The organism is Gemmatimonadaceae bacterium, assembly GCA_019752115.1.
Classification (GTDB): Bacteria; Gemmatimonadota; Gemmatimonadetes; order Gemmatimonadales; family Gemmatimonadaceae; genus Gemmatimonas.
Genome location: JAIEMN010000033.1, coordinates 13,858 through 29,078 on the forward strand (window position 1 = coordinate 13,858; position 15,221 = coordinate 29,078).

The window sequence follows — 15,221 nt, forward strand, 5'->3', positions numbered from 1 at the left end:
CCGCGAGCGGCTACCCGCCGCTCGAGGCGCCCGCGGCGAGGGCATCGTCGACCGCACGCTTGAGCACATCCAGCTCAACGGGCTTGAGCAGCACCGCGCGCGCGCGCACCGCCGCGACTCGTTCGGCCGTCAGGCGATGGCTGTACCCGGTCAGAATCAGCACCGGCAGATTGGGGCGCAACGCCTTCACGGCCTCGGCCAGCTGGTCGCCCGTCATCCCCGGCATGGTCTGGTCGGTGATGAGCAGATCGACGCTCTGCATGCGCTCGCGCATGTAGTCGAGCGCCGTGACGGGATTGAGAAACACCCGAACGACGTGCCCATACTGCTCGAGCGCGCGCTCCACGACGCGTGCGACCGTGGGTTCGTCGTCCACCACGACGATGGTCGTGCCGGCGAAGCGATTATCTTCGGTCGCAAGCGCCACCGGCTGTACCGGCGTCCCCTGCGGTGGCGTGCCAAGCATCAGATTCTCCGTCAGTCCGCCGTCCTCGGCGGGCATGAGATCGAGGTCGTCGTCGAGGTCGTCAAAGAGCCCGTCCAGCTGCGCACGCGGGAAGCGCATCTCGAACGTGGTGCCGGCGCCGGGGGCGCTGATGACCTCCGCGCGCCCCTCGTGCGACATGACAATGCCATGGACCACCGCCATCCCGAGTCCGGTCCCTTCGCCGGTGGGCTTGGTGGTAAAGAAGGGCTCGAAGATCCGCGAGCGAATCTCTTCCGTCATGCCTTCGCCATTATCGCTGACGCGGAGGACCACCACCTCACCGGTCGGCGCCGGCTGCCCGTCGGGAATGGTGGCTGACGCGAGTACGATGCGCAGGTCACCGTCCGTCCGACCACGCATCGCGTAGTCTGCATTGGATACCAGATTGAGCACGAGCTGCTGCAGCTGGGTGGGGTCCCCCATCATGAGCTGCATCGTATCGGCGCCTTCCACGGTGATGTTCACCGTCCGGAGCACCATGCGCCGCAGCAGCGGCTGCAGATCGACCACGAGCGATGACAGGTTCACGTACTCGCGCGTGGGCGTGGAGCGGCGGCTGAAGGTGAGGATCTGCTTCACGATGTCGCGCGCCCGATCGCTCGCATCGAGGATCGCCGTCAGGTACTCCTCGCTGGGCCGTCCCTTCCTCTGGGCGGCCCGAGCCAGCTCCGTGTTCCCGCGCACGACACCCAGCAGGTTGTTGAAGTCGTGCGCGACACCGCCCGCCAGCGTACCGAGTGACTCGAGCTTCTGCGCCTCGCGCACCTGGGCCTCGAACCACGCCCGTTCGGCTTCCGCCTTGCGGACGTCGGTGAGATCGCGCATGACCACGTGCTGCAGCGTGGCCGTTTCCGTGGGTACGTCGGTCACCGTGCATTGCACGGGCACCAGCAGATCCCCGCGACGAATCTGGTGTTCCCCACTCGCGCACACCGGGTTGGGATCCCCAAGCAGGCTGGTGAGGTCGCGTCCGACCAGGTCCTCCTGGCGGGCCACACCGAACAGACGAGCCGCTTCGGCGTTGGCCGCCTGGACGCGCCCCTCGCCCATCAGCAGGTGCGCGTCGAGCGCCTGCTCGAAGAGCGTGCGGAACCGCCGCTCGCTGTCGAGCGCCCGGCGCTCACTGGCGAGCTGCCCCTCGTTGGCCTGCGTGATCGTGCGGACGCGGAAGGCGTAGATCGTGTACAGCGCGCCGCCCGCCAGCAGCAAGTACGCCACCAGCGCATACCAGCGCAGTGCGAGCGGCGTCGCGACCTCGAAGTGCTGAACGGCCGGGCCGTACGCCCGCCCAGCCCAATCATACGCCGTCACCTCGATCGTATAGCGCCCGGGCATCAGATCGTGGTACATGCGGCTGCCGGCATCCAGCATTTCACCGGATTCATCGCCGATGATATGCGTGCCGCCGCCAAAGCTCCACGGCCGCTCGCGTGTCATGCGGATGCGGAAGCGAGTCGACTCCTCGCGGTGAAACGTGAGCAGCTGCGGATCGACGTGGATGTCATCGTTGGCTCCGCGAGTACGGCACCATCCGCCAACGTCTGCTCTGTGGCTCCGACACTGACGTGCAACATCACCCGTCCGGTGGGGGCCGCTTCGGCCCGCGTGCGATCGACAACGCCAAGGCCATAGGGGGTCGCCGCCCACAGGCGCTGCGACCCACCGGCCACCACGTCGCTGACCAGCACCGAGGGCAACCCGTCGGCGTCAGAGACGGAAGTGCGAACACGCCAGGCCGCGGTATCTGCGGCCGCCACATCGAAGACGGCAAGCCCCGTGAAGCTCGAGACCGCCACCTCCCCCTGCGGCAAACAGCGGAGATTGAGCGCGCCCGTGTTGGCAAGGGCGATCACGGGATTGCCGGGAAACGCACGCCACGAGGCGCCCGGTTGCTCGTCGCGCCAATAGACGCCCCGTTCCGGATCGAGCGCAAACAGGCGCTGACCGGTGGCCGTTCGCGTGCGACACAGACGCGTGACGACTCCACGCGCCGTGGACTGCGAGGTCGGTCCCGGCAACGAATCCACGCGCAGGCCGTTGCGTCCAAAGACGCGGACCGCGTGCACCGCACCGATGTAGAGCACCGGCTCACCGCCCAACGTGCCATCGAGGAGCGCGCCGGAGAGCTCCGCCTCAACGCCCGGGACCGGTGTCCACGCGCTCCCCGACCACTGGCGCACGCCACGCTCGGTCCCGGCGACGAGCGTGAACAGCCCGTTCGGCATGCGCACGCGCCGCACATCGAACACCGCCCCCGCGAGTCCGGCCCCAAACGGCACAAAGGCATCGCCCTGCTGCCGCCACGGCACACCGGCGGCGATCGCCAGCGTGACGGTATCACTGCCCGGCGTTGCGGTCGGCGCCGACACCACGTCGCGGCGCACGAGAGAGACCACGCCGTTGGGCGACCCGGCTCGGAACGGATGAACGCGGATGGGGCCTGCGGGTGGCACCTCCACCAAACCGTCGTCCTGCGTCGCAATCCACAGGTGATCGGCGCGATCCGGACGCGCCGCGACCGCGACCGAGGTGACGACGGGCGCCAGGGATTGCGCCGTGAAGTCCACGCTGGCGGCCACGCCATTCGTGATGCGGACGAGCGATCCGTTGCGCGCCGATGCGTAGATCGCCGTCTCGCCCGCTTGCGTCGGAAATGGCTGGAGCAGCGTCACGGTGCCCCGACGCGTGGAGACCGTCGATTCGACGCGGGTCCAGCCGGACGGCCGCCAACGCCACAGCGAGCCATCGCTGGTCCCGACCCACAGCTCATCCTGCCCATCGATCTCGGGAACGAGCGCGAGGCGATACACCCCGCGCGGGCTCCCGGCGATCAGCGTGAAGCGCGCGTCGGGGGCGTCGGTTGGCGCCACGAACACGCCGACACTGGTGGCGACGTAGACACCGCGCAGCGCGCCACGCGTAATGGGGAGGACAAACTGGGCGTCCGGCGCCGTCAGTCCTGCGGTGCGAGAGAATCCGCTCCACACCCCTCGCGCGTAGCGGCCGACACCGCCCGCCGAATTGGCCGCCCACAGTGTGGGCGTGCCGTCCGTGCCGACGCCACTCGCCACCATCACGCCGACCCACGGGTTCCCCACCTCGGGCAGCGCCATCGGCACGAACGTCGCCCCGTTGAACCACGCCGCTCCCGTGGACGCGCCGGCGACGACCCGTGCGGTGCCATCGATGGCCTTCGATTCCGCCAGACTGTAGATGACCGCCCCGGGGAGCCCGTTGCGCTCGCGATACACGGCGGGCGTTCCGTTGGCCGGGCGTCGGATCAGCCCGCGTCGGGTGCCGAGCCACGCCGTGCCATCGGCGGAGAACCAGAGCGAGCGCACCTGCTGGTAGTCGAACTCTCGCAGCACGGGATCGCGACGCCACAGGCCACCCACGTAGCGGTAGATCCCGTCGTCGGCCGCCAACCACGGAATGCCCATGTCATCCAGCGCCATGGCAAACACCGTGGTGGCCCGAAGGCCGGAGGCCGCATCGAACCGTCGCTCGGCGAGTGCCCGGACGCGCAGCGCCGACGGAATGCCCGCGAGAAACGACGACGCGCCACTCCCGGCAGCCGCCGCTGGCGAGGCCGGCGCGGGGGCGGCCGCTTGCGCGTGGATTGCGATCGCCGACGTCGCGACGACCGTGCCCGTCGCCAGCAGCGCACCGATCGTGCGCCGGGTGCGCTTACTGAAAACCACGCGCCGCCTCGCGAACCGCGGGATCCATCGGGGGATACGAGGGCTGCAGCGCCTCGATCGTTTCCACGAGCAGCTTGGCGATCAGGTAATTCCGCACGGTTTTGCTGTCGGCCGGCACGACGTACCAGGGCGCCACGGCGGTACTGCACCGGGCGAGTACCTCCTGATACGCTGCCGTGTAGTCATCCCACCGGGCGCGGTCGTCCAGATCGCCCAGTCGGAACTTCCAGTTCTTGGTGGGATCATCGAGCCGCTCCTGGAGCCGTGCCTGTTGCTCATCGCGCGACACGTGCAGGAAGCACTTGCGGATCACGACATCGTTTTCGCTCAGCATCTGCTCGAACGCATTGATCTGCGCGTAGCGCTGGCGCCAACGCTCCTCGGGCACCAGCCCACGCACCCGCACCACCAGGACATCCTCGTAGTGCGACCGATTGAAGACGCCGATCACCCCCCGCGGCGGCATCACCTGATGCACGCGCCACAGATAGTCGTGCGACAGCTCGCGGTCGGTGGGCGGACCAAAGGATGCCACCTGCACCCCGCCCGGATTGAACGCGCCGCACACCGTGCGAATGACGCCGTCCTTGCCGGAGGCATCGCGCCCCTGCAGCACGAGCAGGACGGCCTTGCGTCGATCGGCATGCAGCGCGTCCTGCAGCGCGCTCAGCCGGGTGAGCAGCACCTCCGTCGCGGCCTGCACCGCCGCCTTGGGCGGGGCATCGTCGACGCGCGCCGCCTTATGCCCCAAAGACGGGACGGCATCGGGCACGACCGGTGTCAGCGACAGCCGGGACAGCGCCGCGGCCACCTCGGCGTCCGAGCCGGCGTGGCTCACGAATGCCCCGGCGGCACGGCCGCGCGCCCCGAGACTTCCGAGACCGGCAGGATGAAGATCAACTCCCGCCCCGGGGTCGGATCATCCTCGGTGAACGCCGTGGGGAGGAGGGTGCGAAACGCGGCCACACCTTCGGCATAGCGCTCGCGTTCCATCGCCGTCCCCACCGGATCGGGAAACTCGAGGCGCCCGTGCACCACGACGTTGCGCCAGCGGAACATCGCCTCGACGCGATCGACCTCGAACGCCACCCACGGATGATGCGCGAGCACGTCGACCTTGGCGCCGTACTGCGTTCGCCCATAGATGTTGCCGGCGTAGAACACGTAGTGCACCGGCTCGATATCCACGCGATCACGAAAGCTGTACGCCAGACGGCCGACGTGCTGCGAGGCCAGCAGGGCCTCGCATTCCGCGCGGTCGAGCACCAGGAATGTCGGAGACGCGTTCATGTCGGGGCTACCGGTTCGTAGGGCTCCATGTGAATCAACACGCCGGCGGCCGCCGGCACCCGCTGCCGGATGGCGCCTTTTACGCGCCCCGACAGAATGTGGGCCTCGTGCAACGACATCGCCGGATCCGCCTGTACGTGAATATCCACGTAAAAAGCGGTGCCGGTTTTGCGCACCTTGAGCTTTTCGATCGCCCGCACGCCGCTCGTGGCCAACGCCGCCTCCGACACCGATTGAATCACCGTCGGCGCGGGGGCACGGTCCATCAGATCCGCGACCGCCGTCCGCAGGATGAGGAGGCCGTTGATGGCGATCACCGCCGCGGCCACGAGCGCCGCCCAGTCATCGGCGGGTTCCCACCCCGGACCACCGATGATCGCGATGCCGATGCCGATGAACGCCGCCCCCGAGGTGATGGCGTCGCTGCGATGATGCCAGGCGTCCGCGGCCACCACGACACTCCCGGTGGCTTCGCTCACGGCCAGCACACGCTTGGCCAACACCTCCTTCACGACAATCACGACCACCAGAATCGCGAGCGTCCAGGGCGCCGGTGCGTGGTGGGGCGTGCGGATCTCCCGCACCGCCTCGATCGCGATGCCGGCCGCGGCGCCCAGCATGAGCGACGCTACGATGGCCCCCGCCACCGCCTCCGCGCGTCCGTACCCGAACGGATACTGCTCATCGGGGTCGCGGCTCGCGATCCGCAGCCCGCCCCAGACCACGACGGAGCCGATCATGTCCATCCCGCTCTCGATGGCGTCGGCCACCAGCGCGTACGCGTTCCCCACGAGCCCGGCGACCAATTTGACGATCGCGAGCAGCGCGTTGACGAGAAGGCCGATCTGGGCCAGCCGCTGCGATGCCTGCGAATCGGGCACGGCCGGTGGGGGAGTGGTCATCACGTGGAATATGGCGGGTGGTTACATTCTCCGGCTATGTCCGAACCGGCCCCAGCGCGCACGCCCACGCTCTCGCATCGCCTCGAATACTGGGGGACCCGGGCCGCCGTCTTCGGCCTGCGCCTGCTCGGGTGGCGCACCGCCAGCGCGATTGGTGGCCGCATAGCCCGCTTAGCCTACAAGCCGCTGGGAATTCGGGCCGGCGTGGTCGAACGGCAGATCGCCGCCGCCTTCCCCGATCGGACACCGGCCGAGGTCCTGGCGCTTGCCGCCGCGTCCTACGACAGTCTCGGGCGCACCTCGATCGAGACGGCCATCATGCCCGGCACCTCGCGGGACGAGATCCTCGCGCGCACCGAGCGGGTGGAAGGATGGGAGCACATCGAGCGCGGTCTCGCCCAGGGCAAGGGGCTCATTGCCGTGACCGGACATCTGGGGAACTGGGAGTACGGCGGTGCCTACTTCGCCGCCCGCGGGGTCCCCACCGATGTCGTCGCGCGGGGCATGGCCAACCCGATCTTCGAAGCGTACGTGACGCGGACGCGTGAAGAGATCGGCATGTCCGTGATTCACGACAAGGACGCCGTCAAGCGCACGCCGCGCGCGCTGCGCGACAATCACATGGTCGCCTTCGTGAGCGATCATGACGCACTGGGACTGGCCAGTACGTTTGTGCCCTTCTTCGGCCGGCCGGCCAAAACCCCGCGCGGACCAGCGGTCTTTGCGCTGCGCTTCGGCGCGCCGGTGGTGTTCATTGCGATTCCGCGCCTCCCGAGCGGGCGCTACGCGGTGATCGTGGAACCGGTGGAGGTGGAACCCACCGGTGATCGCGAAGCGGATGTGGATGCCATCGTCCTGCGGTTCACGCAGATGCTCGAGGACATGGTGCGACGCTTCCCGGCCCAGTACTTCTGGCAGCATCGGCGCTGGCGGCGGCAACCGCCCGATACGCCGCCTCACCTGCGCGAGCCCTGATCGGCATGGCCAAGAAATCGTGTTGGCGCCGCTGGTGGCCCAAGGCGCGGTGGAAGCGCATCCTGGTCGGCGGCCTGCTGCTCGCGCTGCTGCCGGTGCCGTGCATTCTGGTCGTCGCCGTCGTGCAGCCGCCGGTGACGTCGGTGCTGTTGCAGCGCGTCGGCCAGCGCCTGGTCAACGGCGATCGCCCCATCTGGCCCGATCATGAGACCGTCTCCCGGGCCGGCCTGTCGCCGAATCTGCGGCGCGCGGTCCTCGCCTCAGAAGACGACCGCTTCTACCTGCACCACGGCATCGACTTCGTGGAGATGCAGAACGCGCTCGAGCGGCGAAAGCGCGGCGGCAAGCTGCGCGGGGCAAGCACGCTGACGCAGCAGGTGGCCAAGAACCTGTTCCTCTGGAACGGCCGCTCCTTCGTGCGCAAAGGCCTCGAGGCGTATCTCGCGGTGTGGCTCGAGATCCTGCTCTCCAAGGAGCGGATTCTCGATCTCTACCTCAATCTCGCCGAGTGGGGGCCGAACCAGTTCGGCGCCGAGTCGGCGGCGCGCTATCACTTCAAGAAGAGCGCCTTCGCCCTCTCGCGCGACGAAGCCGCGCGCCTCGCGGCCATTTTGCCGGCCCCGCGGCGCTGGTCCCCGCGCGGCAGCATCGCCTCGCGCCGCGCCGCCATCATTCAGCAGCGCATGGCGTACGCCGCGCCCAAGAGCGAGGGGGCCTTCAGCTCCCTCCCCTCGCTCGACGATCTCAAGCAGATCAGCGATCTCGTCACGTCGCCCAGCACGCCGCGCAAGAAGTAGGCGGCCGCGCGGCGCTCAACGCGGCCGTCAGGTGCCGATGACGAGTCCGCCATCCACCGTGAGGGTGGCGCCGTTGATGAACGCCGCCTGCGCCGACGCGAGGAAGCAATACGCGTTCGCCACATCCTCGGGCGATCCCAGTCGCCCGAGCGGCGTGTGCCCGGCCATCCCCTCAAGAACCGGCGCCGGCATCTTCGCCGTCATCTCGGTGGCGATGAAGCCGGGCGCGATCGCGTTCACGGTGATGCCCCGCTTGCCCAGCTCGCGCGCCCACACCTGCGTCATGCCGATCACGCCGGCCTTGGTCGCGACGTAATTCGTCTGCCCGAAGTTGCCGTTCATCGCCACGACACTCGACGCATTGATGATGCGCCCGCGCCCCTTCGCGAGCAGATGCGGCACGACCGCCTGAGTGCAGGTGAACACGCCCTTGAGGTTCACCGCGATCACCGCATCGAAGTCGGCCTCACTCATGCCGCCGGTGACCGCGCCGTCCTTCACCTTGACCAGCTGCGCATCGCGCGTAATACCGGCGTTGTTGATCAGGATGTCGATCCCACCGAAGGTGGCAATCGTGGCCGCGACCGCGGCGTCCACACTCGCGCGGTCGGTCACATCGGTTTGGACGAAGGCCACCGTCAGCCCCTCCGCGGTCAGCGCTGCCTGAGCCGCCGCGCCGGCCTCGGCGACGCGATCCCAGATGGCCACGCGCGCGCCACTCTGCCCCAGTCGCCGCGCCGTGGCGAGCCCGATTCCGTTCGCGCCGCCGGTGACCACGGCGACCTGTCCGTCGAATTGGATATGCATGAGGCCAGAGTAGCGTGCCAATAGATTGGCTGCCAGCGGCGATCCCCCGGCACGCGTCCCACGCCGGAACGTGACGCACGACCGGCCCCGGCGGCACGCGCCCTACACCTCACGAGTCACCCCGGTTAACCTCCTCGCACATCCGGTCCGCCGCGGCTTCGCGGCGACGACCGGCCTTGCGTCGACACGTCCAGTCCATCCATGCGCGTTTCCATTCTGCCGCGGGCGTTCGCGCTCGCCGCTGTTGTTGCCCTCGCCGCCACGCCGGTGCTGGCGCAGTCGTCGGATTCGGTCAAGCCGGCCCCCACCGCCGCGAAGAAGAAGGCGGTGAAGAAAGCGGCCGTCAGGAAGGCGCCGACGAAGAAGAAGGCCACCGCCAAGCAGGATTCGACGGCGCCGCGGAAGGCGACGGGCGGCAGCCTGGGCCCCTCGTCAGGGGATCGGCACCTTTCCTTCCGTGATCAGGGGAGCGACCTCGACTCGCTCTGGCCCCCCAAGATGCCGGCGCCACTGCCGGGCTCGCTACTGCCGGCGAAGCGGATCGTCGCCTTCTATGGCAACCCGCTCTCCAAGCGCATGGGCATTCTGGGCGAGTTCGAACCGGACGAGATGCTCCAAAAGCTCGATGCGGAGGTCGCCGCGTGGAACCGGGCCGATCCAAGCCACCCCGTCCAGCCGGCGCTGCACCTTATCTCGGTGGTCGCGCAGGGTGACCCGGGCCGCGACGGAAAGTACCGCCTGCGCATGGACAGCGCGCTGATCGAGAAGGTCTACGGCTGGGCGCAGAAGCGGAAAGCGCTCCTCTTTGTGGACGTGCAGGTCGGCCACAGCACGCTGCAGCAGGAGCTCCCATGGCTCGAGCGCTTCCTGAAGCGCCCCGACGTGCACCTCGGGATCGACCCCGAGTTCTCCATGAAGGATGGCAACAAGCCGGGCAAGAAGATCGGCACCTACGACGCGGCGGACATCAACTACGCGTCGCGCTTCCTGCAGGAGCTCGTGGACAAGTACAAGCTGCCGCCCAAAGTACTGATCGTACATCGCTTTACGCGAAAGGGCGTCACCAACTACGACAACATCAAGCTGGATCCGCGCGTCCAGATCGTCATGGACATGGACGGGTTTGGCGCCCCGTGGCTCAAGCGCGATTCCTACTACAGCTACATCAAGAAGGAGCCGGTGCAGTTCACCGGCTGGAAACAGTTCTCGAAGCTGAAGAACGACAATCCGCCCACGAGCCGCGAGGCGATCTTGCGGCTCTGGCCGACGCCGCTGTACATCCAAGTGCAGTAGCCCCGGCCGACGTCGTGCCGGGGCGTCTCCCCTGCCCCGGCCGCGATGGAACGTCGTGACTTTCTGAGGGCTGCTGCTGCGGCGGCGGCCCTCTCGCTTGTCCCCCACGAAGCCGAGGCGCAGGCCGCCCGCGCGTGGGCGACCCTTGCCGCTCCGGCATCCCCCGACCTCCCGGTGGCGCCCCTCAGCGAGGCCCATCGCGCGATCATTCGCACCGTCGCCGACGCCATCATTCCGCGCACCGACTCCCCGGGCGCGAATGATGTGAATGTCCTCGGCTGGATCGAGGTCATCGCGCAGGACTACTACACGGACGCCGAGCGCACCGCACTGACGACGGGGCTCGACGCCATGGACGCGCTGAGCCGACAGCTCACGCAGCAACCGTTGGCCGGTCTCGCCGGAGCGCCGCTGGCGCAGGTCATGGACGCGCTGGACGCGCCGACCGATCGCACGACACCGGCGGCGCGCGGCTACAGCCGGCTCAAGGGGCTCGTCATTCACGGCTACTTCACCAGCGAGCGCGTGCAGAAGGACGTGCTCAAGACACAGATCATGCCCGGGCGCTTCAACGGCGCCGCCGACATGCCGACCAAGGGAGCTGGCCGCGATGAGTGACCTCACCTCCACCCTCCTCTCCCTCGGCACCCGGCAGCCGCGCGAACGGCGCGTCTTCGACGCGATCGTGGTGGGGTCCGGCATCAGCGGCGGCTGGGCAGCCAAGGAGCTCACCGAGCGCGGCCTCGAAACGGTCGTCCTCGAGGCCGGTGGCCCGATCGACTTCGGGGGCAAGGACTTCACCGAGCATGTGCAGTCGTACGAGCTCAAGTACCGCGGCTGGGGTGATCGCAACACGATCGCCAAGACGCAGCCCATCCAGGGGCAGTGCTACGCCTGCGACGAAGCCGGCCACAAGTTCTTCGTGAACGATTTCGAGAATCCGTACACGACGCCCGATAACGCCCCCTTCAAGTGGTTCCGTGGCCGGCAGGTCGGCGGACGCTCCATCATGTGGGGGCGCCAGGTCTATCGCTGGAGCGATCTCGACTTCGAGGCGAACGCGAAGGACGGGCACGGCACCGACTGGCCCATCCGCTACAAGGACATCGCGCCGTGGTATTCGCACGTCGAACGCTTCATCGGCATCACGGGCGCCAAGGAAGGGCTGTCGCAGCTTCCCGACGGCGAGTTCCTGCCCGCCATGCAGATGACGGTCGTGGAGCGCGCCGCGCGGGAAAATATTCTCAAGAAGTTCGGTGGCGAGCGCGTGCTCACGATCGGACGCGCGGCGGTGCTCACGCAGAATCACAATGGCCGCGCCGCCTGCCACTACTGCGGCCCCTGTGAACGCGGCTGCGTCACGCATTCGTACTTCAACTCCATCGGCAGCACGCTCCCCGCGGCCAAGAAGACGGGTCGGCTCACGCTGCGCCCGCACAGCGTGGTGACGGAAGTGCTCTTCGACGCCAAGCGCGGTCGCGCCCGCGGGGTACGGGTCATCGATGCGGTGACGATGCAGGAGCACATCTTCGAAGCCAAGGTGGTGTTCCTGTGCGCGTCGGCCATCGAGAGTGTGCGCCTGCTCCTCAATTCCAAGAGCACGCGTTTCCCCGACGGCTTTGCCAACTCGAGCGGCACGCTGGGCAAGTACGTCATGGACCATCACTACGGCTCGGGCGCCGGTGGCACCTTCCCCGGCTTTCTCGACAAGCGCACCGAAGGGCGTCGCCCGAATGGCATCTACGTGGCGCGCTTCCGCAACGTGACGAGTGCGTCTAAGGATTTCGTGCGGGGCTACGGCATGCAGGGCGGCTCGAGCCGCGGCGGCTGGGGTCGCGGGAGCGGGATGCGCGGCTATGGCGCGGCGTTCAAGCAGAGCCTCATCGACGACCTTGGGCCGTGGGGGCTCAGTGTGGGCGGTTGGGGCGAGACGCTCCCCTACGAAGACAACACCATCACCCTCGATCCCACGGTGAAGGACAAGTGGGGCGTGCCGGCGGCGCGCATCAACGTGACGTGGCGCGAGAATGAGATCGCGATGAACAAGGACATCATCGCGAGCGGTGTGGAGCTCATGGAAGCGGCGGGGTGCACCGATGTCCGGCCGAGCCGCACAATGCATCCGCCGGGACATTGCATTCATGAGATGGGCGGCGCCCGCATGGCGAAGACGGCGAAGGAGGGCGTCCTCAACGGCTGGAACCAGAGCTGGGATGTGCCCAATCTGTTCATCACCGACGGGTCGGCCATGGCATCGACTGCCTGCCAGAACCCGTCGATCACCTACATGGCCCTCACCGCGCGCGCGGCCGCGCACGCGGTGGCCGAACTCAAGCGGCGGAGCCTCTGATGATCACGCGACGCAATGCCCTGTCGTCGGTGGGCGCGGCGGCGGCCGCCACCGTGGCGGCCACGGCGCTCACCCCGCTGGCGGCAGCCGCCGACGCGATGGCGCCGCTCCCGCGTGGCCGGCTGCGCCAGAGCGTGGCGCGCTGGTGCTACAGCAGCACCAAGATCCACGACCTGTGCGCCGCGGCCAAGAGCATGGGCCTCGTGGGCGTGGACCTGCTGGGCCCTGAAGAATGGGAGGTCCCAAAGCAGTACGGTCTGCTGTGCACCATGGGCAACAGTTGGGGCACCATTCCGGTGGGCTTCAATCGGCTCAACCAGCATGACAAGCTCGTGGCCGATGGGGAGGCGTACATCCCCAAGGCCGCCGCGGCGGGCGTGAAGAAGATCGTGATCTTCAGCGGCAACAAGGGTGGGATGAGCGATGGCGAAGGCATCGCCAATTGCATTACCGGCATCAAGCGGCTCATGCCGACCGCCGAGAAGTACGGCGTGGTGCTCTGTATGGAGATGCTGAACAGCAAGGTCGATCACAAGGACTATCACGCCGATCACACCGCGTGGGCCGTGGAGGTGGCGAAAGGGGTGAACAGCCCGAGTTTCCGCCTGCTCTACGACATCTACCACATGCAGGTCATGGAAGGGGATGTCATCGCGACGATCAAGGCGAACCTGCCGTGGATCGCGCACTTCCACACGGCGGGCGTGCCGGGGCGCAACGAGATCGACGGGGGCCAGGAGCTCAACTATCGCGGCATTGCCGAAGCGATTGCGGCGATGCCGTACGATGGCGTCTTCGCGCATGAGTTCATTCCCAAGGGGCGCGACGGCATCCAGTCGCTGCGCGACGCCGTCGCCACCTGTCTGGTGTGAGCGTCGTCAACGTCACCGAAGTCACCGAGCTCGCCGGGCTGCAGGCGGTGATCCGCACGCTGATCACCGCCGCCTTCACCGAGCGCCTCCCCGAGGTGACGGTTGACGTGGTGTTCCATCGTGGCTGGAACGGCGGCTGGCGTGCGCGGGCGACCGTGTCGGGGCGGGCGCCGCTCGACTTTGCGATGGTCCGCACCGCCGACGAGGAGCTGCTCGCGCTCCCCGTTCCCTTCCCCGATGGCTGGCGCCGTCGCGGGGTCGCCGGCAGTCATGGCCAGCGGTATCGCGCCAATGCCGCCGGGGCGATCGAGCGCTGCGAGCCGGACGCGCGCTAGAAGGTGCGTCCGATCTCGATCACCAGACCGTCGCCGCGGGTGCCCGGCAAGTTGCCGAACTTGTAGCCCGCGATGAGCACCGTGCCGTGCCGATGATGGCTCAGCCCCGTCACCAGGTCCGCGAACTCGTGACGCCCGCTCCACCACTCCGCCAACAGCGTCACGTGATGCAGCCGGTGTCCAGCCGCTCCGGGTAGCGGCGCGAGCGGCTGCTCCACACTGCCTACGAAGTGCGCCGTCGCCTTGCCGAAGAGCGCCGGCGGTCCATTGCTGATGCCGGCGGTGACGCGGGTGCGTGCGCTGGGCACCCGCACACTGCCATGCGCGTAGCTCCAGAGGCCCACGCGTTCCCCGCGAAGGGGCAGCACCACCATCTGGCCGGCGCCGATGCGCGGCTCCCAGGCCTCGAGATGCGTGCCGACGCCGGGCACGGGCTGCGCGGTCTTCCAGCCGAGCCCCACGGCCGAGAAGCGCTTGAGCGGCGTCCCGAGATTGTACGCCGTCACCGCCGCTTCGACCTTCGCGGTCACGCCGTAGGTCAGAAAGTGCGTTGTCTGCCAGAAGCGTTCCCCACCCCAGTTCCGCGCCTGACTTTCGTGCAGGGCAAACCAGCGTCCGCGCTCGGTCTGGTCAGTCGACGGGGCGTTGATGATCGTTTGCTGTGCCTGGGCCCGAGCGCCCCCGTGCAGGGTGAGCGCGACGGAGAGGGCGAGGAGCGCCCGCCGCATCACGACTCCGCGGGGTGCGAAGCGGCCCCCTGCATCGTCAGCACCGCTTCCAGTCCCAGCTGCTGCACGAAGGCGAGCGCCGCCGGCAACGGCACGTGGTGCAACGCATACGCGCGTCGACGGGTCGTCAGCTCGAGCTGCGCCCAGGTGCCGTCGGTGCGCACGTGGGCCGCGCGCACATCGGTGATCGCGAGGACGCGGTACAGCGCCACCTGACACCGGCCGTGCAGCAGCTGCAACACCCGACGGGGCGTCACGAGCCAGACATACACCTCATCGGCGTCGGCCCCGCGCACAACCCCGCGCACGGTTTCGCCGGCGTGCAGAAGATCGCGCACCGCCAGTTGCTCGTTCGGCAGCAACTCGCCAAATGGGGTATCGACGCTCGTGTCGTCGAGGGCCAACGTGAACGGGGGACGCGGGCGACGGCGTGGGCCGCGCGCATGCGGCGCCGCCGATTCCAACCACTCCGGCAACAGGATCATCGGTGACTCTCTCGGCATGGCCGTGGATCACCGGGGACCGGGCGGTCGATCGGGGAAACCACGGCACGTGAGTGCGGTGGTCTCGCCGCCTGTCGTTGCCGACAGTGTCTGCGACCGGGACACCCGAAGGCATCCGTTCTGACGATCGCAAACCCGCGCAGCTGAGCCGCAGCGGTGGCTACTCCCCTACCAATACGGG

The 15,221-nt window shown here is 68.3% G+C and carries 15 protein-coding genes; 7 read left to right on the forward strand and 8 right to left on the reverse strand.

Translation table 11 applies throughout. The annotated features are described in order from the left end of the window. Positions 1-10: 10 nt before the first annotated feature. The 5 genes from K2R93_16245 to K2R93_16265 are packed head-to-tail and all read right to left on the reverse strand — an operon-like array spanning position 11 to position 6,380. Positions 11-1,924 carry a response regulator gene (locus K2R93_16245; GenBank protein MBY0491395.1) on the reverse strand — a complete coding sequence of 638 codons (1,914 nt, stop codon included), beginning with the start codon at positions 1,922-1,924 and terminating at the stop codon, positions 11-13. Next, entirely contained in the window at positions 1,921-4,188 is a 2,268-nt protein-coding gene (locus K2R93_16250) for a hypothetical protein (GenBank protein MBY0491396.1), read from the reverse strand. The genes K2R93_16245 and K2R93_16250 overlap by 4 nt, the downstream gene beginning before the upstream one ends. Beyond that, a complete protein-coding gene (locus K2R93_16255; GenBank protein MBY0491397.1) occupies positions 4,175-5,026 on the reverse strand; it encodes a polyphosphate kinase 2 family protein in 852 nt (283 codons plus the stop codon). Before K2R93_16255 ends, K2R93_16250 begins: the two co-directional genes overlap by 14 nt. Then, positions 5,023-5,478, reverse strand: coding sequence for a pyridoxamine 5'-phosphate oxidase family protein (locus K2R93_16260; GenBank protein ID MBY0491398.1), 456 nt, complete (start codon positions 5,476-5,478; stop codon positions 5,023-5,025). The genes K2R93_16255 and K2R93_16260 overlap by 4 nt, the downstream gene beginning before the upstream one ends. After that, on the reverse strand, positions 5,475-6,380 hold the full coding sequence (locus K2R93_16265; protein MBY0491399.1) for a cation diffusion facilitator family transporter: 906 nt from the start codon (positions 6,378-6,380) through the stop codon (positions 5,475-5,477). The genes K2R93_16260 and K2R93_16265 overlap by 4 nt, the downstream gene beginning before the upstream one ends. A gap of 36 nt (positions 6,381-6,416) precedes the next feature. Here K2R93_16265 and K2R93_16270 point away from each other — a divergent pair, with 36 nt between their 5' ends. Continuing rightward, positions 6,417-7,355, forward strand: a complete 939-nt coding sequence (locus tag K2R93_16270; GenBank protein MBY0491400.1) for a lysophospholipid acyltransferase family protein — start codon at positions 6,417-6,419, stop codon at positions 7,353-7,355. Between the two features lie 5 nt (positions 7,356-7,360). Continuing rightward, positions 7,361-8,152 carry a monofunctional biosynthetic peptidoglycan transglycosylase gene (mtgA, locus tag K2R93_16275; protein MBY0491401.1) on the forward strand — a complete coding sequence of 264 codons (792 nt, stop codon included), beginning with the start codon at positions 7,361-7,363 and terminating at the stop codon, positions 8,150-8,152. 27 nt (positions 8,153-8,179) lie between these two features. On the opposite strand, the gene fabG is transcribed toward mtgA, so the two are convergent. Next, a complete protein-coding gene (fabG, locus tag K2R93_16280; GenBank protein ID MBY0491402.1) occupies positions 8,180-8,959 on the reverse strand; it encodes a 3-oxoacyl-ACP reductase FabG in 780 nt (259 codons plus the stop codon). Between the two features lie 201 nt (positions 8,960-9,160). Here fabG and K2R93_16285 point away from each other — a divergent pair, with 201 nt between their 5' ends. From K2R93_16285 to K2R93_16305, 5 genes are read left to right on the forward strand one after another with little or no spacing between them, the layout of a single operon-like run. Beyond that, positions 9,161-10,252 (forward strand): hypothetical protein, encoded by a 1,092-nt coding sequence (locus K2R93_16285; GenBank protein MBY0491403.1) that lies wholly within the window; start codon positions 9,161-9,163, stop codon positions 10,250-10,252. 45 nt (positions 10,253-10,297) lie between these two features. Beyond that, a complete protein-coding gene (locus tag K2R93_16290) occupies positions 10,298-10,870 on the forward strand; it encodes a gluconate 2-dehydrogenase subunit 3 family protein (GenBank protein MBY0491404.1) in 573 nt (190 codons plus the stop codon). After that, the gene (locus tag K2R93_16295) at positions 10,863-12,602 is read left to right on the forward strand and encodes a GMC family oxidoreductase (protein MBY0491405.1); all 1,740 of its coding nucleotides are present in this window, start codon (positions 10,863-10,865) and stop codon (positions 12,600-12,602) included. The genes K2R93_16290 and K2R93_16295 overlap by 8 nt, the downstream gene beginning before the upstream one ends. Continuing rightward, a complete protein-coding gene (locus tag K2R93_16300; protein ID MBY0491406.1) occupies positions 12,602-13,474 on the forward strand; it encodes a TIM barrel protein in 873 nt (290 codons plus the stop codon). The genes K2R93_16295 and K2R93_16300 overlap by 1 nt, the downstream gene beginning before the upstream one ends. After that, positions 13,471-13,809, forward strand: coding sequence for a hypothetical protein (locus K2R93_16305; protein MBY0491407.1), 339 nt, complete (start codon positions 13,471-13,473; stop codon positions 13,807-13,809). Before K2R93_16300 ends, K2R93_16305 begins: the two co-directional genes overlap by 4 nt. On the opposite strand, the gene K2R93_16310 is transcribed toward K2R93_16305, so the two are convergent. Beyond that, positions 13,806-14,537: a hypothetical protein gene (locus K2R93_16310; GenBank protein ID MBY0491408.1), complete on the reverse strand. Its 732-nt coding sequence runs from the start codon at positions 14,535-14,537 to the stop codon at positions 13,806-13,808. The two genes, K2R93_16305 and K2R93_16310, sit on opposite strands and share 4 nt — an antisense overlap. Further along, positions 14,537-15,022 carry a hypothetical protein gene (locus tag K2R93_16315; protein MBY0491409.1) on the reverse strand — a complete coding sequence of 162 codons (486 nt, stop codon included), beginning with the start codon at positions 15,020-15,022 and terminating at the stop codon, positions 14,537-14,539. The genes K2R93_16310 and K2R93_16315 overlap by 1 nt, the downstream gene beginning before the upstream one ends. Between the last annotated feature and the right edge of the window lie 199 nt (positions 15,023-15,221).